Genomic DNA, 20,538 nt, shown 5'->3' on the forward strand with positions numbered 1-20,538 from the left:
TCCCGTGACGGGACCCATGCGATTTCCGCCCGACTTCCTCTGGGGTGCGTCGACGTCGGCGTACCAGGTTGAAGGCTCTCCCCTCGCCGATGGCGCGGGACCGAGCATCTGGCATCGATTTGCTCACTCCCCCGGTCTGACGGCCAACAACGAAACCGGCGACGTCGCCTGCGATCACTACCGACGTTATGCCGACGACGTCGCGCTGATGCGCGACCTCGGCCTCAACGCGTACCGGTTCAGCATCTCGTGGTCGCGCGTGCTCCCCGAAGGCACCGGGCGCGTGAACGAGAAGGGCCTCGACTTCTACCGTCGACTCGTCGACGCGCTGCTCGCCGCGGGCATCACGCCGAACGCCACGCTCTACCACTGGGATCTCCCGGCAGCCCTGGATGATCGCGGCGGGTGGCTCAATCGTGACATCGCCGACTGGTTCGCCGACTACGCGTCGGTGATGGGTCACGCGCTGGGTGACCGTGTGGGGATGTGGGCGACGCTCAACGAGCCGTGGGTCGTCACCGACGGCGGCTACCTCTTTGGCGCCCTCGCGCCGGGACATCGCAATCGCTTCGAGGCGCCGATCGCCTCGCATCAGTTGATGCGGGCGCACGGTGCCGGCGTGCAGGCGTTGCGCGCCGCCGGCGCCAGGTCCGTGGGCCTCGTCGTGAACATCGAGCCCAAGTATCCGGCCACCGACTCCGCGGCCGACGCGGCCGCCGTGTCGCGCGCCGACGCGTACATGAACCGACAGTACCTCGACCCGGCGATCTGCGGCGCCTATCCGACCGAGATGCTCGACGTCTTTGGTGACGCGTGGCCCGCGCACGCGCCCGCCGACCTTGCGCTCATCCGGCAGCCCCTCGACTTCGTGGGCATCAACTACTACACGCGCGGCGTGATCCGCGACGAGCCTTCGGCGCACCCGGTTCGGGCCGCGTACGTGAAGCAGCCCCACGCGACCTACACCGAGACGGGCTGGGAGGTGTTCCCCGAAGCCCTCACGCGCACGTTGTGCTGGTTCCGTGATCGGTACGGCGACATTCCGCTCTACGTAACCGAAAATGGCGCGGCCTTCTACGACCCGCCGAAGGCCAGCAACGGTCGCGTGCAGGATCCGTTGCGCGTGGCGTACTTCCGTGCACACTTGCGCGCCGTCGCCGAGGCCATGGCCGCGGGCGTGAACGTGCGCGGATACTTCGCATGGTCGCTGCTCGACAACTTCGAATGGAGCCTGGGCTACTCCAAGCGCTTCGGGATCGTCCACGTCGACTACGAAACGCTCGCCCGCACGCCCAAGGACAGCGCGCATTTCTACCGGGACGTGATCCGCTCCCACGGCGAGGCCCTCTCGAACGGCGACTGACCAACGGCCGACCCAGCCCGGCTCAGAGCCCTCATCACCGCACCGGCAGGCCGGCGCGCGGGTCTGTCCGCTGCTTCCGGCCGGCATCAGTGGGATGCGCGCGTTGCCACACCGTGCAGGCCGCGTCACTTCACGCTCCCGGCCGTGATGCCGTCCATGTAGTAGCGCTGCATCGCGAGAAACAGCACGAGCACCGGCAACACGGTGAGCACCGCACCGGCCATCATCAGCTCCGTATCCTGCACGTGCTCGAGCGAGAGGTTGGCCAGGGCAACGGGGAGCGTGTATCGCTGATCGTTGCTCAACACGATGAGGGGCCACAGGAAGTCGTTCCACGCGCCCATGAACGTGAACACGGCGAGCGTGAGCAGAATCGGCCGGATGACCGGCACCACGATGCTCCGGAAGATGCGCCACTCGCTCGCCCCGTCCACCCGCGCGGCATCGATCAGATCCTCCGGAATCGAGAACGCGTACTGCCTGACGAGGAAGATGCCGAAGATCGAGGCCAGCCAGGGAATCATCGCACCGGCCCACGTATTCACCAGCCCGAGCTGCTTCACCATGAGGAACAGCGGCAGCATGGTCACCTGGCCCGGGATCACGAGCGCTCCGGCCAGCGCGCGATAGAGGCCGTCGCGGCCGCGAAAGCGGAGCTTCGCGAACGCGTAGCCTGCCATGCCGTTCAGGAGCACGGAGATGAGCGTCACGGTCGAAGCGAGGAACGCGGAGTTGGCGACGTAGCGCCACATGTCCATGCGCGTGAACAGCGTGCGGTAGTGCTCGAAGGTCACGCGTGTGGGCAGCAGCCGTGGCGGGAACGCGTTGGCTTCGCCCGTCGGCATGAGCGAGAGGGAGAGCATCCAGAGCAGCGGCGCCACGGCAAGGACGGCGATCACGCCAAGCGCCAGCAGCAGGACGATCCGGCGCCGTCGCACGCTCACGCGTCCTCGCGCATCAGGCGCCGCTGCAGCAGGGTACCGGCCAGCACGAGAGCAAAGAGCACGACGGCCACGGCCGCGGCGACGCCCATGCGCCACCAGCGAAACCCTTCCTCGTACATCAGCAGGACCAGGCTCGTCGTGCTCCGCAGCGGACCACCCTGCGTCATCACGTACGGTTCGGCGAACAGCTGGAAGTAGTTGATGAGCGTGATGACGGACACGAACCCGAGCGTCGGCCCGAGCATGGGCAGCGTCACGTGCCGAAAGCGCGTCCAGCCTTTCGCGCCGTCGAGCGATGCGGCCTCGTACAGCTCTTCGGGTATCGTCTGCAGCCCCGCCACGAAGATGACCATGTTGTATCCGAAGCTCTTCCAGATGGACATGAGCACGATCGCCGGGAGCGCCCACCGCGCATCGCCCAGCCAGTCGACGGGACCGATGCCTAACGCGCCGAGTCCGTGGTTGACGAGGCCGTAGCGCGTGTGGAGCATGAAGCGCCAGATCACCGCCGCCGCCACGAGCGTGGTCACGTAGGGCGCAAAGTAGACCGTGCGGAAGAAGCCCCGGAACGGCGCCAGCCGTGCGTTCACGAGCAGCGCCGCGCCGAGCGACACCGCAACCGACAGCGGTCCGCCGATCAGCCCGTAGAACAGCGTGTTGCGCAGGGCGCCGAGGAAGTCCGGGTTGGTGAGCAGCTGATGGTAGTTCGCCAGCCCGATCACCCGGAGGACACCACGGTCGGCGAGCGCATATAGGTCGAAGTCGGTGAAGCTGAGCAGGAGCGCCGCGACGACGGGCACGAAGAAGAAGACGCCGATGAGCGCGAGCGCTGGCGCAAGGAATCCCCAGGCCGCCCGCTGCCGCCCACCACCGTCCCGGCCCTTCGTCACGCCTTCGACATGGTGCGCGGCGGCGCCTTGTTGTTTCATGGCCTCGGCCACGTGCTCAGCCGTGCTCCGGACGTCTCCGCTCATCGTGGATCCGCCCCCTGACCCCGCTCGGCGATCCAGCGGCGCTTCTCCAGCAACCGATCGACGTCGCGATTCATTGCCACCACCGCCTGATCGATGGTCAACACGCCCCGCACCACGCGTTCCTGGTATTCGATGACCTTGGTGGCGACCTGTTCCCACTCCGGCACGGCCGGCAGCGGCCGCAGGCGGTCGAGCTGGGTGCGAAAGGCGGCGGCGTGCGCGTTGTTCGCCAGGAGTGGGTCCTGCCAGGCGGCGTAGGTTGGCGGGAGGTTGCCGCTGATCCGGTAGAACTCGAGCTGTGTCGAAGGCTGTGAGAGCCATTCGATGAGCGCCCAGGCTTCGGCCGGATGCCGGCTGCCGCGGAACATCACCAGCGACGATCCTCCGGCCATCGAGATGCCTGACGAGTCCCCGCGGGGGCCGGGCATCGGCGCCGTTGCCCACGCGCCCCGAAGGGCAGGAGGCATGCGCGTGGCGAACTCGCCGAGCTGCCACGGGCCGGTGATGTACATCGCGAACGTTCCGCGCGCGAACTCCTGATGTACGTTGGCGAGCTGCTGCTGGCCGGCGCGCGGCGCGAGCCCCTCGTCGAAGATGCGCGCGTAGAACGCGAACGCGTCGCGGAACGGTGCGTCGGTGAACGCACCGCGCAGGCCGCCCGGCGTCAGCAACGGCGAGCCTGCCTGCATGGCGAAGATGACCAGCGGGTTCCACTCGCTGAGCGGCAGAAAGATGCCGTACGGCGTGCCGGTGAGCTGCTTCACGCGTCGCATGGCAACGAGCCACTCGTCCCATGTGCTCGGCGGCGCGAGGATCCCGGCGCGTTCGAACAGGTCGCGACGATAGAACAGCAGCCGCGTATCGACATACCACGGCACGCCCAACGTGCGACCGGCGACCACGTTCGTGGCCCAGATACCCGGAAAGAACGCCGCTCGCGACAGCGATCGGCTTCCGGCGATCAGCGAATCCAGCGGCGCGAGCGCGTCGAGCGTCTCGAACTCCGCGATCCACGTGTTGCCAAGCTGGGCGATGTCGGGCAGCATCTCGCCCACGTACGAGGTCAGCAGCTTTTCGTGCGCCGCCATCCACGGGATCTGCTGCACCTTGACGCGGATGCCCGGGTGCGCGGCTTCGAAGTCGCGCATGAGTTCCTGCACGACCTCGCCTTCGCGCCCGAAGGCCCACATGGTCAACTGCACGTCACCGGATGGCGCGCGAGCGCGCCCGCACGCTGCGACGATCACCAGCGCACCGACCAGCCCGCGGCGCAGTGCGCTGCCGCTCATCACGCCGGCGGTGCCTGATCGATCCAACCGCCGCGGAACCCGGCTCGGCGCAGGCCGCGGACGATGTGCGGATTGGAGCGCATCACACGCCACACCAGGTCCGAGCGGTAGTTCTCGATCATAAGCACGATCGGACCCTGGTCGATACCGAGGTAGTCGTCGTCGAACCAGCCGACACCCGGGACGATCTTCCCCGCCTGTACGCGCGTTGCCGGGTCGCGCAGCGTCGGGTTGAATGCATCGAGGAAGCCGTACTTCTGGAAGAGATGATCGCCATACGTCTGCCGCATCGTGCGCATCGCGGCGATCGCGAGGTCCGGCGCGAACGGCATCGACGACACCGCCGCCGTGGGCCCGATCGTGCCGTCGTCGCGGATCTCGGTGGCAGCGGCTCCGCGGGCCGAATACGTCCAGAAGCGAATGCCCTTGCCGTCGATCGTGAGCGAGTCGTTCACCGGCCCGTCGACGGCGGTGAGTCCCCAGACGTTGGCGGAGTAGTCACGGAACCCTCGTGGGTTGCGGATCGCGTACGCACGTTGCGACACCACGGCTCGGCGCGAGTTCTCGAACCAGTCGATGCCGCGCGCGCGCATGTAGTCGTCGCGGATGCCGCGGAAGTCGATCCAGACGTGCGAGAACTGGTGCCCGAAGAGCGGGGCGAAGTTCACGTGCTCCTGCCCTTCGAAGGTCAGCCAGCGATCGGTCGCGTGGAAGGCGTTCCAGGCGGCCGCGTCGATCGGGTACGTGGGCGATCCCAGCGCGAGCACGTACAGGATCATCGACTCGTCATAGCCCCGCCAGTCGTTGCGCGAATAGCCGTCTTCGGGCTTCCAGCGGTGGTTCACCAGCGGCTTGTTGGGCTGGACGAAGCTCCAGTCCACGCGCCGATAGAGCGAATCGGCGTAGGCGCGGATGGCGCGCTCGTCCGGCGTGTCCCGCGTGAAGTAGCTTTGGCAGAAGAGCACGCCACCCAGGAGCAGCGAGGTGTCGACGGTGGACAGCTCGACGTCGCGGAAGCGTGCGCCGGTCTGCATGTCGACGAAGTGATAGAAGAACCCCTTGTGCCCGATCGTGCCCGCGGCCGCTGGTCCCTGTGGTGCGGTCCAGAAGAAACGCAACGTGGTGAGCACGCGCTGCACGGCCTGGTCGCGCGTGATCCATCCGCGTTCCACGCCGACGCCGTAGGCGGTGAGGCCAAAGCCAACCGCAGCAATGCTGGAGAAGCTCGGCGTCGGCCAGCGATCGGGCACCAGCCCGTTTGCCGGGTTCGTCGTCTCCCAGAAGAAGTCGAATGTGCGGCGCTGCACGGTGTCGAGCAGCGCGGCGTCAGCCACGGTAGCCCCTTGGTCCGCCGTGCCATGTGCCACACTCGTGCACGCCGTGACATGCAGAACGGTTCCTGCGACCGCTATGACAAGGGCGGTCCGCCTCGACGCCCCGCCCACACGGCACACGATCGCCGACCCGCAGCGACGTTCGCTAAGCGCACCTCGAATAGTCGTAACTCTGGCCATATCCCGCTGCAGATAGGTTCTGATCGATCTGGGCCGACTTTCCGTTGGCGTCCAATACCCACATGGCAATGAGGTAGTTGGAGTCAGAGTAGGATGTGTTGTAGAGCTTGGTGGTGAACGTCGTGGAGCTTCCAAACTGGTTGGAAGGCGAGAAGCTGTACCCACCGAGGCTCGTGACCGACCAATGGTAGGTGTACGGCGTTGTCCCGCCGGAGGCACTGGCAGTGAACGTACAGTCGGTCATCGAGCCAAGAGGGCTTGGAGATGACAGGCCAGCTGACACGCAGGTCTGCGGATACACCGTAGTAGCCGCGGTCTTGTCGTGGATACTAAGTCCGTTCCAGCTGGAGGTCGGGCTCCCCCCATTCATGATCGAGGCCGGATCGCCCGAAGCGCTATCGGGGGTGCCCGCCACCCTGACGGCCCCGTAGCTCGACCCTGTCTCATAGAGCAAATACCAGTTTGTGTGCCTGAAGCCGATGTTGTGGCCAAGTTCGTGCGCCATCACGAGCTTCCGGGTCGACGCGTTGTTCGGCGTCAGCTGATATGCCTTGTTTACAGTGATCGTATCGCCAGGCTCACCATTCCCCGGCCCATCGGCAGGGAACGTCCCAAAGGCGGCCAAGCCTGTGGCGCCCGGCAGGGAGTCGACAACCATGGTGATGTCCCCGGGATGGCTCTCCACGAACTTGATCTCTGAGCAGTTGAGTCGGTTCCACTCTGACATGGCTTCTCGGGCCGCCGTTTGCCAGGCGGAGACTGAAGCCAACCCATTGAGGCTGACCGCGATGCTGGACACCTGACTTCCCCCCACCACCACGTTGGTGATGTACTGCCTCTGGCCGGCCGTCTGTTTCCAGCGAACGACTTCCATCGTGCTCAGCGGCCGACGAGCAGCCAACCGAGGCACCGCCTCCTTCGAGATCCTGATGTCTCCCTCCACCATGAAATGATCCCCTCTATCCTCGATCATATCGCGCCTGAACCCCATGGCAATCAGCTACCCGCGTGGCGACTGCTGCTCAGCAGCAATCGCAGATGGACCATCGGTTCCGCAGGCAGCAACTCCAAGAATGCCAAACACACACGCTACACCTAACGATCTGGGCATCGTTCCCTCCCCGTCGCGGCCCCACCCTTCATGAGTGGGGCGTGACACGGTAACGCGAGGCTCGGTGTTCATCCGTGCGTGCCCTCACCAACCCAGGAGGAGCCACGAAGCGCGACTAGCGCACGCGCGCGAACCTGGCAGCGACGGCTACAGGACCTCCAAAACAACGCAGATGTTCAGCTCGCCGAGCCGACGCCAGCAGCGTCACCAGTCAACCTGCACTCCTAGCTGGAACCGCCGACCATCCGTCACGACTCGATCAGGGACACCGAAGTTTGGGTTTGGCGCTTGTCCAGCCTGATTGATCTGCTGTGTTCCGAAGCCGTAGTTCACAACGTTGAAGGCATTGAACAGGTCGGCAGTGACACCGACACGGTTGCCGCGCAACGGCGGGAAGAACTTCGCGAGACGCAGATCGGTGTTGTTGAATCCCCAATGGCCAGCACCGAGGAAGCTCGACTTCCACTTCTCATCGATGCTGCCGCTGCCCGGGATGAAAAGGCAGCGGTTCTGCGTTGCCTGGTTGGTGCAATCGTTGATACTGAACTTGTCACCCGAGCCGAGGTTGACGATTCCACTGAACTGCGTGCCGAACACCCATGGCAGGTCCATGATGAAGTTGCCGACGATGGTGTGCCGCTGGTTCCGGCTGGTGCCCCAGCGCGGATAGTCATTGACCGTGTTGAAGTCGAGCGAGAAGAGGTCACCGCCGAGTTGCTGGGCCTTGGCGAGCGTGTACGTCACGCCACCGCCCACCGCAAACGCCTTGGGGCCCTGCGACCGGTACGGCTTTTCCAGCTGGAAGATCCACGCATCGTACCACGTGCGCAGGGCGCTGCTCGAGATGAACGCGTTCGCGAATCCCGGCACCGGGTCGCAGCACGTGCCGTTCGCGCGGCGGTTCGCCCGGATCCACGTGAAGCCGTCGTAGCCGCGGACACCGGTGAAGGTCACCGAACCGACGACGTTGCGCCGTGCATGTCGCACCCCGCCCGTCCACATGTGCGAATAGGGCGGCTTGGCGTTGTTGTCCATGAGGAACACTTCAGGCAGCGGACGGTTTGGCGAGTTGGCCAGCTGGTCGAGCGACGCCTTCGAGAGGTAGCTCGGGTTCCAGACGATCGTCGGCGCGCCATTGCGCGGCAGCCCGTCGGTCGAGAACTGGTACGTGAGTACCTGGTACTGGAGCCGGAACTTCTCGTCCAGCCCGTTGTTGTAATTGCTGCGGTCGTAGTACACACCGAAGGCGCCGAACAGGGTCGTCTGGCGTGCCGGGTCCACCGCGAAGTTGAAGCCCACGCGCGGCTGGAACGCCTTCATGAACGCCGGCCGATCGTCACCGTCGGTGAAGAAGTTCGCCGGCAGGCGCGAGCCCAGCGCCGCGCGCACGTTCGCCGGCGTCACGTAGTCGTTGTTGAGCATATCCGACTCATAGTCCCAGCGCAGCCCGAGGTTGAGCGTGAGCCGGTCGGTCGGGCTCCAGTCGTCCTGTGCGTAGGCGCCGATCTGCGTGTTGCTGGTGTTCATGTTCGGGTTGCCGAATCCATACCTCGCCTGGAACGGAAAGGCGAAGTTCTCGGTCGCCCGGAACTCGAACAACGGATTGCCGTTGAAGAACTTCTGCACGTCGTACTGATTGGCGTCGAAGTTCGCGCCCACCTTGATGACGTGCGAACCACCCAGGGTGAACCCCGACCAGGTGAGGTCGTTGCGGAACGAGAGGCGCCGCTGGTCGAAGTCCTGATAGGAGTCGCGCCCTCCCACCCGGCCGATGCCCTGGTAGTTCAGGCCGATTGTCTCATCGTCGCGCGGCACCGGGTTCCACGTCGAACCCTGCCACGAGATCATGGCCTCGTTCAGGCGGTTCCCCGAGGCGAACGTGTGCTTGAGGATCGCCGTGTTCACATCGACCTTCACGTTTTCCGCAGCCTCGTACGACGTCTGGCCGCCGAACCCGCGGATGTCGGTCTCGTGCCGGAGGTTGTAGCTGAACTCGAACGAGCTCTTCGGGCTTTGCACCCAGTTGACCTTGGCGATGCCGAGGTTCGACCGGAACGGTGAGACGAAGAACCCGTCCCTGCCGCTGAAGACGTTGGGATACTGCGACGCCTGCGCGCCGAACGTCACGATGTTCGAGCGGTCCTGGTAGTTGCCTTCCCAGGCGCCAAAGAAGAACAACTTGTCCTTCACGATCGGGCCGCCGATCGAGAGCGCGGTCTGGTCGCGCCGGTAGTCGGAGATGTTGAAGGTCTGCCCGAGCGAATCGGCGCGCTTCTTTGCTCTGCGCTGGAACTCGTCGAGCGCGATGAGCCCCTTGGTCTGGCCGGCGTACAAGGCACTGCCCCGCCACTCGTTGGTACCGGACTTGGTCGTCGCGGTGATGATCGCGCTGGACGCCTTCTGGTACTCCGCCTTGTAGTTGTTGGTCAGGACCCGGAACTCCTGCACCGCGACCTGCGGGAACGGATTCCCGCGGGAGGCCTCCTGTCCATTCAGGCCGCTGGGCAGCACGTCCGACTTGTAGCTCGCGCCGTCGATGAACACGTTGATGTTCTGCGCGGGGAGCGCGCCGGCCGCAAACGACTTGGACGTCCCTTCGCGACGCCCGCCGATGATGCGCACCCCCGGTGCCAGCTGCGCCAGAGCGAGGAAGTTGCGATCGGTGCTCGGCAGCGCCGCGATCTGCTCGGCGGACACGTTGGTCGCCACTTCCGACGTGCGCTCGTCGCGCGTCGATGCCGCCTGCACGGCCACCGCGGCCAGCTGCGTCGCCACCGCCCGGAGGTCGAAGTCCATGCTCAGCGCCTCGCCGATCTGTACCCGCTGACGGCGCGTCTGCGGCTCCACGCCGATGCGACGCGCCGTCACGTCGTAGTCGCCCGGCACGAGGCCGACGAGAGCGTAGTAGCCATTTTCGCTGGTCGTCGCGAGGCGAAGGGCGCCCGTCGCGATGTTGCGCGCCTGCAAGGTGGCGCCGGCGACCGGGGCACCGTTGTCACCGCGGACGTATCCGCGGATCGAACCCGTCGTGGTCTGCGCGTCGGCGGACGCCGCCAGACCCAGGGTCGCCGCGAGGGCGACCCACGTGCCTAACGACTTGATGAGACTCATGTGCTGCGTCTCCTGTGGAGGGAGGTGGGTGGAGGTCCTGACGAACCGCGTACCACGAGCCGCGTCGGGATGCGCTCGACTCGTGCTTCCATCGGTTCCGGTCCGGCGAGCGCGCGGATCATGCGCGTCGCCGCCCGCTCGCCCATCTCGGCGATCGGGACGTGCACCGACGTGAGCGTGGGGTGGACGTAGCGCGCCACCGGGATGTCGTCGAAGCCGATCACGCTGATGTCCTCGGGGACGCGCAGACGACCTTCGCGGAGCGCACCCATGACGCCGAGCGCCATGGCATCGTTGGCCGCGAACACCGCGGTCGGGCGTGGGGACAGGCGCAGCAGCAACTCGCCGGCGCGATACCCCGCGGCCTCGGTGAAGTCACCGTCGATCTCAGGCCCGTCGGCACGCGGGCAGCCGGCCGCCTTCATGGCCGCGCGAAACCCCTTGAGGCGCTCGGCGGCGTCGACGTTGCCCACCGCCCCGGTGATGTGCGCGATGCGACGGTGCCCGAGCCCCACCAGGTATCGCACCACTTCCCGCGCGCCGCTCGCGTTGTCGATGTCGATCACCGGGTAGCGCGTCCCGCGCACGCCACAACTCAGCAATGCGACCGGCACCGACGTGGGGAAGTTTTCGACCAGGGTCTCGCCGTCGACGTGCGGCGACATGATGATGAGACCGTCCACCCGGCCACGCATCGCCCGGATGGCACTGCGGATCTCGGTCTTGCCGCCGTGTGCGCTGGCGAACAGCAGGTGATAGCCCTGCCCCTGGGCCGCCAGCTGAATCCCCCGGATCAGTTCGGAGAAGAACTCTCCATAGAGATCCGGGAGGAGCACGCCGAGGGTGTTGGTCTTGGCCGTGATGAGGGAGCGCGCGCCGACGTGGGGCACGTAGCGGAGCGCGCTGGCGGCGTCGTGGATGCGGCGGGCCGCGGACGCAGACACTGGCCCGGAGCCGTTCATCACGCGGGACACGGTGGCCACCGAGACCCCGGCCTTCCTGGCGACGTCGCGAATGGTGGTCACACTGGGCCTCCTGCCCGGGAAAACTTCCGGTGGGCGCCGACATTGTGTAACCGTTTACACTCCGGCGCAAGCCGGAGGACCGCCGACCGACGCTCTGCCTCAGCCGTCGAACAGGAACAGGGTGTCGAGTCGCGTGATCGCGAGCAGGTGGTGGACTCGGGTCTGCGTGGAGCAGAGGCGGGTCGTCACGCCGCATGCACGAGCGCGCTTCTGCAGCACGACCAGCGTGCCCAGGCCACTCGCGTCCACCTCCTCCGTAGCCGACATGTCAATGCGCAGCTCGCCAGCGCCGAGCTGCCGCGCCCGCTCGAGGCATTCCATCGCGGCGGCGCGAAAGTCCACGCGCGTTTCGGCGACCAGTCGAGCGGGCGCCTCGAGGGAGATCCGATCGAGAACCGCGTGCATATGTCGTGGGGTGTGACCGCCCACGGTCGCCCTGCGAGACCGTGGTTGGTGCGGGTCAGGTGCCGGACTCCCCCGTGAGAGGCGAATGACGTGCCAGCCGGGCCCGGTGACCGCCAAGCCGTTGGCGCATGGCATGTTACGACGGCTGCGCCCGGTGCCAGGCTCCCGCAGCGTGGGCCGCGATTCGCGGCAGTGCCCGCAGCCCGTCGCCCGCAACTCGGCGTTGCCCCGGCACGGTGCCGAACACAGTATGCGGACGCCACGACCGAACACCATACCACCCCTCGGCGTCGCTGCTTTCGCGCACCTCATCCTCCGCCATGTCCGACATCGACGTCCTGCTCCAGGAGCACCGCAAGTTCCCTCCCCCTCCAGCCTTCGCCGCGAGTGCACTGGTGGCGAACGCCGAGGTCTACGAACGTGCTGCGGCCGACCCGGAGGCCTACTGGGCCGCGCGCGCCCGCGAGCTCGAATGGTCGACGCCGTTCACGCGCACCCTCGAGTGGACGCCGCCGCACGCGCGATGGTTCACCGGCGGCACGCTCAACGTTTCCGTCAATTGCCTCGATCGCCACATCGCCACGGCACGGCGCAACAAGGCCGCGCTGATCTTCGAGGGCGAGCCGGGCGATCGGCGCACGTTCACGTACTGGGACCTGTATCGCGAAGTCGGGAAGTTCGCGAACGTCCTCAAGTCGCTCGGCGTGAAACGCGGCGATCGCGTGGGCATCTACCTGCCACTGATACCCGAGGTGGCGATTGCGATGCTCGCGTGCACGCGCATCGGCGCGATTCACTCCGTGGTGTTCGGCGGATTCTCCCCGGAGTCACTGCGCGACCGCATGAACGACGCGGCGGCCAAGGTCGTGATCACCGCCGACGCCGGATACCGTCGCGGACAGGTCGTGCCGCTCAAGCGGAACACCGATCGCGCGCTGACCGAGGTTCCGAGCGTGACGCACGTGGTGGTCGTGCAGCGACGCCCCGGCAGCGCGACCGAGGAATCGTTCGCGGAAATGACGGACGGCCGCGACTTCTGGTGGCACCGCCTGATGGCCAATGCCCCCGCGGAGTGTGCGCCCGAGGCGATGGACGCCGAGGATGTGCTCTTCATCCTCTACACGTCCGGCACCACCGGGAAACCCAAGGGCATCGTGCACACGACGGCCGGATACCTCACCGGCGTTGCGGCGACCACGAAGGACGTGTTCGACCTGAAAGAAGACGACGTGTACTGGTGCACCGCGGACGTCGGCTGGATCACCGGGCATTCGTATCTCGTGTATGGCCCGCTCGCCAACGGCGCCACGTGCGTGATGTACGAAGGCGCCCCGGACTGGCCGGAGAAGGATCGGTTCTGGGACATCTGCGAGCGCCACGGGGTGACGATCTTCTACACGGCGCCCACCGCCATCCGTGCCTTCATGAAGTGGGGGAACGCGCACCCCGCGGGGCACGACCTCTCGCGCCTCCGCTTGTTAGGCAGCGTCGGCGAACCGATCAACCCCGAGGCGTGGATCTGGTACCGGGAGCACATCGGCGGCAATCGCTGCCCGATCGTCGATACGTGGTGGCAGACGGAAACGGGCGCCATCGTGATCTCGCCGTTACCCGGCCTCACCGAAACCAAGCCGGGCTCGGCAACACGTGCGTTGCCTGGCTTCGAGGCGGAGTTGCTGGACGCCAACGCCAAGGCCATCCCGCAGGGTGGTGGCCTGCTCGCGCTCACGCGCCCGTGGCCTTCCATGCTGCGCACGATCTGGGGTGACGATCAGCGGTACCGCGAGACCTACTTCTCGAAATGGCCGGGGCGACCGGACCTGTACTTCCCGGGTGATGGAGCCAAGCGCGATGAAGACGGCTACTTCTGGATCCTTGGGCGCGTGGACGACGTGTTGAACGTGGCCGGGCATCGCATCGGCACCATGGAAGTCGAAAGCGCCCTGGTCGAACATCCCGCGGTCGCAGAAGCGGCCGTGGTCGGCAAGGCGCACGAACTCAAGGGGCAGGCTCTCGCGGCGTTCGTGACGCTGCGCCAGGGCTACCACCATTCGTCCGAACTGCGGGACGAGCTCAAGGCCTTCGTGGCGGACAAGATCGGCGCCATTGCCCGTCCGGACGACGTCCTCTTCTCGGCCGACCTCCCCAAGACCCGGTCGGGAAAGATCATGCGCCGCCTGCTCCGGGACATCGCCGAGGGGCGCACGTTAGGCGACACGACCACCCTTGCCGATCCGAACGTCGTGGCCAGCCTCAAGGAACAGTACGAGTCGCAGGAGAGCTGAGTCCCGGGTAGACCATTCTCCATGAACCGACGAAATTCCCCGCAGCGGGCGGTACGTGGCCGCCCGCTCGACTGATCCCACACCGCCCCGTCGTGTCTTCGTTCTGGCGACGCCTCTTTCCCGAATCGCTCTTTCCGCGCCGACTCGATGAGGGCGCCGAACGTCGCATGCGACTCGCCCAGGCCCGGGCGGAGGATGCGATCATCGACGCGCATGTCCGCAACACGCTGATGTTCATCGACACGCTCGCCGAAGACATGCCTTTCGATCGGGCGATCGACACCTACGTGCGTGTCATGGGTGTCGCCGAACCCCTGGCGTCCGTCGTCGCGACGCGTGTCCTGGTGGAACTGGGTGAGGAACTCGTCCCGAAGCGCATCATCCGTCCGCGGCCGGAACTCACGCGCGAGACCTATCCCGAGCAGATCCCCGAGGACGGCGCTGAGCGTCCGACCGTGCGCCTGGGCAGCGCGGGAGAAACACCGGGAGCCTGAGCAGGTCGCGACGTATCAGACGCGAGACTCAGACGAGCCCTGCCGATCGCGGCTTTTGGTCCTGCAGGCTGCGGCCACCGAGGTCGTTCAGGCCGCGCTCGTCGATGCCATGATCGGCCAGGGCGCGCCCACTCCTGGGCTACTTCTTCGTCGTCGATGTGTCTGCGACCGCAGCCGGTGTCGTTGCCTTTGCCTCGGCCAGCGCGGTGTCGACGTACGCGCGGAACTTGTCAAACGAGATGCTGCCGGGAATCCGACGCGACCCGATGATGAACGTCGGCGTCTGTCCGGCGCCCTGACGGCCGGCCTCGGCCTCGTGCGAGCGGATGTTGGCCAGGTACTTCTGGTCGTCGAAGCACGTCTCCCACGCGTTCACGTCGAGGCCGATCTGCTGGGCAAGTTCCTTGAACTTGCCGCCGGGCCGCGAGGTGGCCAAGCCGTTCCACTGGTCCTGACTCTGGAACAGCGCGTCATGCATTTCCCAGAACTTGCCCTGCTCGTTCGCACAGGCCGCCGCATTGGACGCCGGCCACGTGTTCTTGTGCATCGGCAGCGGAAAGTCCATGAACGTGTATTGGACGACACCGGAGTCGATGAGTCGCGAGCGAACGTCCGGCTCGGTGAGCGTGAAGAATTGCGCGCAGGCCGGGCACTCGAAGTCCGCGAACTCGATGACCTTCACCGGAGCATCGGCTCGACCGATCGTGTACCCCTTCGCCTCAGGCAGCGGCACGCTCGGGTCGAGTCGTGAGGCGGCGTCTGACTGGGGCTTCGAGTACTGGTAGACGAGGAACAGCACGAAGGCGGCCGCCACGAGCCCGATCACCTTGTAGAAGCCCGCCTGGCTCCGCTTTGTGGTCTTTACGGCTTTCGAGCTGCCTGATCCCTTGCCTCGTCCGCCGTCTTCGGGTCGCTTCGCCATGGTTCCTCGTGTCTGGTCTGCTGATTTCACGCCAGTCGTGCGCGGGCTCGCGGAAACTAAGAGGGTGAGCGGCAGGGACGGGAGGGAAGACGCGATGCGCATCCCATCCGCTTCCGCGTCCGGGGTGAGCCGCGGGGGCGGGAGGGAAGACGTCGGACGGTGAGGTCACTCCGAGCGGCCCTCAGGGACCGGTCCGCGAGAGAGGCGAAGCAGCGGAGCGCGGCAACGGAACGACGCCGCTCACGTGGAAGGGGTCGAGAGGGTTACCGTACGGCCAACGCCACCGGCTCCACGGCGCTCGAACGCGACGCGTCCCGGCTCGATTGGCTCCGACCGGGTCCCGCGACGACCGACGCAGAGCGGATGGTCGATTGTCCCGAAACGCCCGGCTCAAGTCACCCTCACCTCTCGCGCGTGCTTCTTCCTGCCGATGCGGACCTGTTCCGCGTGCCACTCGGGACCGGCGCCAGTATGCACGTGGCCCGCTACGGGTACGGAGACGACGCCATCGTCCTGCTGCATGGCTTCGGCACGTCGTCTTTCCTCTGGCGGCACGTCGGCCCCCTGCTCGCGGTGCAAGGGGCACGAGCGTTCGCACTCGACCTGTTCGGCTACGGGGAATCGGACCGACCATTCGACGCAGAGTTCGGACTCGATGCGCAGTCGGGCTACCTCGACGCGGCGATGACGGCGCTGCAACTGCAGCGGGCGACCGTGGTCGGCGTTGATGTGGGCGCCCTGGTGGCGCTGCGGCTCGCCTTCGACCGTCCGGAACGCATCTATCGGCTCGTTCTGGTCGGCCCGCCTCCCCTGGAGGATCTCGCGGGTCCGGAGATTCGTGAACTCCAACGCGACACGGCCCGCTACGCCCTGCGGCTGTCTCGCGGGCTCTTCGGCGCCGAATCACTGCTGAGGCCGTTTCTCGAAGGCAGCGTCGCCAACCCCGAACGCATGCCGTGGAAGCTGCTGGGGAGGTACCTGGCGCCGTACCTGGGCGCCGACGGAGCAACGCACCTGCTCGCACTCGCTGGCGCCCTTCGGGAGGAGGAGTTCGAGGACTTGGACCTCAGGCGACTGCGCCAACGGACGCTGGTGGTCCGGGGAACCCGAGATCGCTGGTGCTCCCGAACGATCGCAGAGCAATACGCCGAACTGATTCCACGCGCCATTTATCAGGCGGTGGACGAGGTCGGCCATCTTGTCCCCGAAGAGGACGCCGCCTCGCTGGCTCGGCTCATTCTGGCGTTCGTGCGAACTCGTGAGGACGCCCAGGAATAGCCCGGACAGCGCTTCGACCTCGTGAAGCGTAAGCTTGGGAGCAGGCCCTCCTTACGCTACATTTCCCGGACCAGTTCAACCCTTCATCAGCCTTACATGGGAAAAAAGCAGGTCAGGCGTCCGTCGTCGCCCACGGTTGCAACCCCGTTTGATGAGGCGCGCGACGAGCTGTTTCAGCACATCATGACGTGCGGAGTGATCGGCGCCGATGCCGAACACCAGGCGGAGTGGTTCGAGGATACGATGAAGTATCTGGCGGACCGCTACCACGAGTTGACCGCGCAGGAGCTGAAGCAGCTCCGAGTCCTCGGCGACCGGTTCGTGCAACCGCCCAAGAGCAAACAGCCCGACGCAGCCGTTACCGCGGCCTGAAGCATCCGCCCCCTCGTTCACGAGGGGGCTTCGTGTTTCTAGCGTCGCCCGGGCCGCGTGCGTCGCACGACGAACGCCACACGCGCGCCGCCACCCAGCGCCAGCTCGACGGCGGGAATGACCGCCCCGTGCGGCCGGCCCTCGATCCCAGCGCCGACGAAGACCGCCGGTTTGACGTGGCGCGACCCGTCGTCGACGGTGCTGATGCCCGAGAGGCCGTAGACACCCCGCGGCGACTCGCGGAATGGGTCGAGGAGAAAACGCACGACGACGTCCGCGCGCCAGGTTGCGACGGTGCGCCCATCTCGCTGAGTGGCTCCCGTGGCCGCCACGAGCCCCCAGCGGAGATACGTCCCGGCCGCTGCGTTCACGCCGACGCCTGCCTGCACGCTCGTGTGCCGCGAAACGATCGCCTCGAGCCGAAGCTCCGGGCGCGGTCCAGCCGCCCGCTGCGCGCGCGCCAATGGTGCGACACCGACAAGGAGCCCAAACGCGAGCGCCCACGCGCCGCGCGCGCGACCGCTGATCACGCCGGTGTGCGGCTGCGCTCCCTCCAGAGGAGCAAGGTGTAGTCGATGACGGCGATCACGGCCGTGACGGCGACGACGATGATGAGCGAGGGCACGAGGTCAGGTCGAATCAGCACGGCGATCAACGTCGCGAGCTGCAGCGCGGTCACGAGCTTGCCGGCGGCGCGAGCCCGGAACGTGATGGGCCGAAGCCATGATACGCTTTTCGCGACGAGGAACCCGATAGCGGTCATGACGTCGCGAAAGATGAGCACGACATACTGCACGGTGGTGAGCTGTCGTTCGACGAGAAACACGCAGACCGCGGCGAAGACAAAGATGCGGTCGGTGATGGGGTCGAGCAGGGCACCCCAGCGCGTGGTGGCGTTGGCTCGGCGCGCGAGCCAGCCGTCGAGCACGTCGGTGGCGGCGGCGAGGAGGAGCACGAGGAGGCGTTGCGCGGGATCCCCGATGACGACGAACGCCGCGGCCAGACCAAGGCGCGAGAGCGACAGCACGTTGGGGGCAGTGATGAACGTGTCGCGGCTCATGGGCGAAAGGTACCCGCGATGAGCGCCGGCACGAAGCCGGCGGCGCTTGTGCGCACGGGCGGCGCGATTGGAGATTGAGCCTCGAACGCGGCGCACTGACGCCGAGACCCTCGAGTCCACCCCGAACCCTTCGCGCCGTGTGGGATGTGCCGCGGGACGCCGCCACGCTGGCGTACGCCGCGCTCTCGGTGTTCGTCCTGCTGTGGGACGTCTTGCTCGCCGGACAGATTGCGCAGGCCCGACGTCAGGCGCGCGACTTCCTGGCGTTGACGGCCCTGTGCGGGCTATTCGTTGCCCCGGCCGCGCTCATCGCGCTCGCGGCGCCCTCGGCGTGGACCGGCGGGCCGGTGGCGTTGGTGACCTGGGTGTGGCCGGCTACGCTGGCCCTCTTCACGGCCCAGAGCCTGCTTGCGGTGACGCGGCGACTCGTCACTTCCCTCATCAGCGTCCCGATCCTCGCCTTCAACCTGCTGCTGTTCCTCGCCGCGGCAGCGCGCTACGCCACCACCACGTGGCCCGGGGCGCCGGCGGCGCTGCTCGGCATCGAGGCAGCCCACACGAGCGTGATGGGCCTGGTGTGGAACGCGAGCGCACTGTGGTCGCCGATCGTGGTGCAGCTTCCGCTCCTCGCACCAGCGTATCCGGCGCGCTGGCGGGTGAGCAAGACGCTGCGTGCCACCCTGGCAATCGGCGCCACGGCATGGTCGCTCCTCATGCTCGCCGAGTATCCATCCGGGGTGCGGGCCGTGTCGACTTTCGCGGCGCTGACCAACGAGCCGCTGCAGGAACGACCGCGAGGCGACCTCGCCCTCGGCGTGCGCATCCTTCCGGACCTGCGCGGGCCCCCGCCCGCGGCCGCCCTTGCCCGCGATCTCCCGCTCGCCGACTCGCTCGGAGTACGGCTGCTCTCCGTCGTTGTCACGCCCGAGGGCACGAGCGCACTGGCCCTGGATTCGCTCGCCGCGGCCCTTGCGCCGTGGCGCGCCGACTCGGCGCGACTCGTCGTGTCCCTTGGCTATGGGCGCGCCGATCGCGCCGCCTGGCTCGCCTCGCCCGCGGCATACCGTGAGCGCCGCCTGACGATGGTTGACCGGGTGATGCGGCGCGTGCGACCCGATGTGCTGGTGCCCGCCGCCGAGCCGTTCGAGCTGGGGCCACGCCTCGTGGGCAACGTCCCGCTCGCGTGGTGGATGGACTACCACACGCGCGCCGCGAAGCTCGCGCACGAGTTACGGCCGCGCACGCAGGTCGCGGCGTCGATCAGCGCGTATACCATCGCCGACTCGATGTTCTACGCGTGGGCCTCGCGCACCGCGGTCATCGACCTGATGGCACTGACGTTTGCGCCGACGTTTCGCGGCGGCGGGTCGATTGCGGCCCGCCAGCGGGTCGTCACCCGTTGGATGGCAGGCAACCGCAAGCCGCACTGGGTCATAGCCGTGCGCGCGTACCCCTACGTGTTCGGCGAAGCCGCGCAGCAAAGCGCGATGCTGGGCACCTTCGCGTGGGCCAGCCGCCAGCCGAGGGTCACCGCGGTCGTGCTCGATGGCGCCGGCGACTATGACATGCTGAGCGGGCTGCAGCGCGCCGACGGCGGCTTTCGCCCGGCGCTCGCCACGCTGGCCCGGGCCCGACAGGCGTTGCAGGAAAGTCGTTAGGCACCTTCACCCCTCGACATGTTCACTCCCGCCGCCCTCACGTTCCTCCGCCAGCTCAGGCGGAACAATCGCCGCGAGTGGTTCGTTGCGCGCAAGGCGACATTCGAGGAGATCCTCCTCGCGCCAATGCGCGAGTTCGTGGAGGAGATCGACGTACGTCTCGCCACCCTGGCCCCCGAGATCGGCGGGACCCCGAAGCGCTCGATCTTCCGGATTCATCGCGACGTGCGGTTCTCCAGGGACAAGTCACCCTACAAGACGCACATGGGCTGCTGGTTCACCGCGCGCTCGGCGGGCCACGGCGTGGGCTCGGAGACGCATGGCGCCGGCGCCGGATTCTACTTTCACCTCGAGCCGGGGGCGTGCCTCGTGGCCGGTGGGATCTGGATGCCGCCCCGCGATGCCCTGAAACAGATCCGCCAGGGGCTCGCCGAACGCCATCGGGAATTCGAGCGCACGATTGCCGCGCCGGCCTTTCGGCGTCGCTTCGGCTCCATGTCCGAGGAGCGCGTTCTCACGCGCGTCCCGCGGCCATGGGACGCCTCGCACCCTGCGGCACGGTGGCTTCGTTTTGCCTCGTTCACGGCGTCCGCCCCGCTCGACGACGCGGTCGCGATCGGCCCGAAGCTGGTGGAGAAGGTCGTGAAGGACCTGGCGGTGCTTCTGCCCATGGTCCGCTGGCTCAACACGACCCTCGGCTACCCGCCCCGCGATCGGCGCGACGGGTGGTGAC

At 67.0% G+C, this 20,538-nt stretch carries 18 protein-coding genes; 7 read left to right on the forward strand and 11 right to left on the reverse strand.

The features are described from left to right. Positions 1-16: 16 nt before the first annotated feature. A complete protein-coding gene (locus IT361_18795) occupies positions 17-1,363 on the forward strand; it encodes a beta-glucosidase (protein MCC6319726.1) in 1,347 nt (448 codons plus the stop codon). Positions 1,364-1,488: 125 nt separating this feature from the next. Here IT361_18795 and IT361_18800 read toward each other — a convergent pair whose 3' ends face one another. From IT361_18800 to IT361_18835, 8 genes are all read right to left on the reverse strand, one after another. Next, positions 1,489-2,226: a carbohydrate ABC transporter permease gene (locus IT361_18800; protein MCC6319727.1), complete on the reverse strand. Its 738-nt coding sequence runs from the start codon at positions 2,224-2,226 to the stop codon at positions 1,489-1,491. A gap of 77 nt (positions 2,227-2,303) precedes the next feature. Then, complete coding sequence (locus tag IT361_18805) at positions 2,304-3,236, reverse strand: sugar ABC transporter permease (GenBank protein MCC6319728.1); 933 nt, start codon at positions 3,234-3,236, stop codon at positions 2,304-2,306. A 41-nt stretch (positions 3,237-3,277) separates the two neighbouring features. Continuing rightward, the gene (locus tag IT361_18810; GenBank protein ID MCC6319729.1) at positions 3,278-4,570 is read right to left on the reverse strand and encodes a sugar ABC transporter substrate-binding protein; all 1,293 of its coding nucleotides are present in this window, start codon (positions 4,568-4,570) and stop codon (positions 3,278-3,280) included. Next, complete coding sequence (locus tag IT361_18815; protein ID MCC6319730.1) at positions 4,570-6,084, reverse strand: Tat pathway signal protein; 1,515 nt, start codon at positions 6,082-6,084, stop codon at positions 4,570-4,572. Before IT361_18815 ends, IT361_18810 begins: the two co-directional genes overlap by 1 nt. Then, positions 6,050-7,057, reverse strand: coding sequence for a hypothetical protein (locus tag IT361_18820; protein MCC6319731.1), 1,008 nt, complete (start codon positions 7,055-7,057; stop codon positions 6,050-6,052). The genes IT361_18815 and IT361_18820 overlap by 35 nt, the downstream gene beginning before the upstream one ends. Positions 7,058-7,399: 342 nt before the next feature. Then, positions 7,400-10,306: a TonB-dependent receptor gene (locus IT361_18825; protein MCC6319732.1), complete on the reverse strand. Its 2,907-nt coding sequence runs from the start codon at positions 10,304-10,306 to the stop codon at positions 7,400-7,402. Beyond that, a complete protein-coding gene (locus IT361_18830; GenBank protein MCC6319733.1) occupies positions 10,303-11,331 on the reverse strand; it encodes a LacI family DNA-binding transcriptional regulator in 1,029 nt (342 codons plus the stop codon). Before IT361_18830 ends, IT361_18825 begins: the two co-directional genes overlap by 4 nt. A 99-nt stretch (positions 11,332-11,430) precedes the next feature. Beyond that, positions 11,431-11,736 (reverse strand): STAS domain-containing protein, encoded by a 306-nt coding sequence (locus tag IT361_18835; protein MCC6319734.1) that lies wholly within the window; start codon positions 11,734-11,736, stop codon positions 11,431-11,433. 320 nt (positions 11,737-12,056) lie between these two features. Here IT361_18835 and acs point away from each other — a divergent pair, with 320 nt between their 5' ends. Further along, complete coding sequence (acs, locus tag IT361_18840; GenBank protein MCC6319735.1) at positions 12,057-14,021, forward strand: acetate--CoA ligase; 1,965 nt, start codon at positions 12,057-12,059, stop codon at positions 14,019-14,021. A 92-nt stretch (positions 14,022-14,113) separates the two neighbouring features. Next, positions 14,114-14,515 (forward strand): hypothetical protein, encoded by a 402-nt coding sequence (locus tag IT361_18845; GenBank protein ID MCC6319736.1) that lies wholly within the window; start codon positions 14,114-14,116, stop codon positions 14,513-14,515. Positions 14,516-14,654: 139 nt separating this feature from the next. Here IT361_18845 and IT361_18850 read toward each other — a convergent pair whose 3' ends face one another. After that, positions 14,655-15,437: a DsbA family protein gene (locus IT361_18850; protein ID MCC6319737.1), complete on the reverse strand. Its 783-nt coding sequence runs from the start codon at positions 15,435-15,437 to the stop codon at positions 14,655-14,657. Positions 15,438-15,851: 414 nt separating this feature from the next. Between IT361_18850 and IT361_18855 the strand changes: the two genes are divergently transcribed. Continuing rightward, positions 15,852-16,715: an alpha/beta hydrolase gene (locus tag IT361_18855; protein MCC6319738.1), complete on the forward strand. Its 864-nt coding sequence runs from the start codon at positions 15,852-15,854 to the stop codon at positions 16,713-16,715. A 96-nt stretch (positions 16,716-16,811) separates the two neighbouring features. Beyond that, the gene (locus tag IT361_18860; protein ID MCC6319739.1) at positions 16,812-17,087 is read left to right on the forward strand and encodes a hypothetical protein; all 276 of its coding nucleotides are present in this window, start codon (positions 16,812-16,814) and stop codon (positions 17,085-17,087) included. A gap of 38 nt (positions 17,088-17,125) precedes the next feature. Here the strand turns inward: IT361_18860 and IT361_18865 are convergent, their stop codons facing one another. Further along, positions 17,126-17,617: a hypothetical protein gene (locus IT361_18865; GenBank protein MCC6319740.1), complete on the reverse strand. Its 492-nt coding sequence runs from the start codon at positions 17,615-17,617 to the stop codon at positions 17,126-17,128. Next, the gene (locus IT361_18870; GenBank protein ID MCC6319741.1) at positions 17,614-18,147 is read right to left on the reverse strand and encodes a CDP-alcohol phosphatidyltransferase family protein; all 534 of its coding nucleotides are present in this window, start codon (positions 18,145-18,147) and stop codon (positions 17,614-17,616) included. The genes IT361_18865 and IT361_18870 overlap by 4 nt, the downstream gene beginning before the upstream one ends. A 137-nt stretch (positions 18,148-18,284) precedes the next feature. Between IT361_18870 and IT361_18875 the strand changes: the two genes are divergently transcribed. Together IT361_18875 and IT361_18880 are read left to right on the forward strand one after the other, a co-directional pair. After that, positions 18,285-19,805, forward strand: a complete 1,521-nt coding sequence (locus IT361_18875) for a hypothetical protein (GenBank protein ID MCC6319742.1) — start codon at positions 18,285-18,287, stop codon at positions 19,803-19,805. Between the two features lie 18 nt (positions 19,806-19,823). After that, positions 19,824-20,537, forward strand: a complete 714-nt coding sequence (locus tag IT361_18880) for a DUF2461 domain-containing protein (protein MCC6319743.1) — start codon at positions 19,824-19,826, stop codon at positions 20,535-20,537. The last annotated feature ends 1 nt before the right edge of the window (position 20,538 follow it).

Source organism: Gemmatimonadaceae bacterium (assembly GCA_020846935.1).
Classification (GTDB): Bacteria; Gemmatimonadota; Gemmatimonadetes; order Gemmatimonadales; family Gemmatimonadaceae; genus RBC101.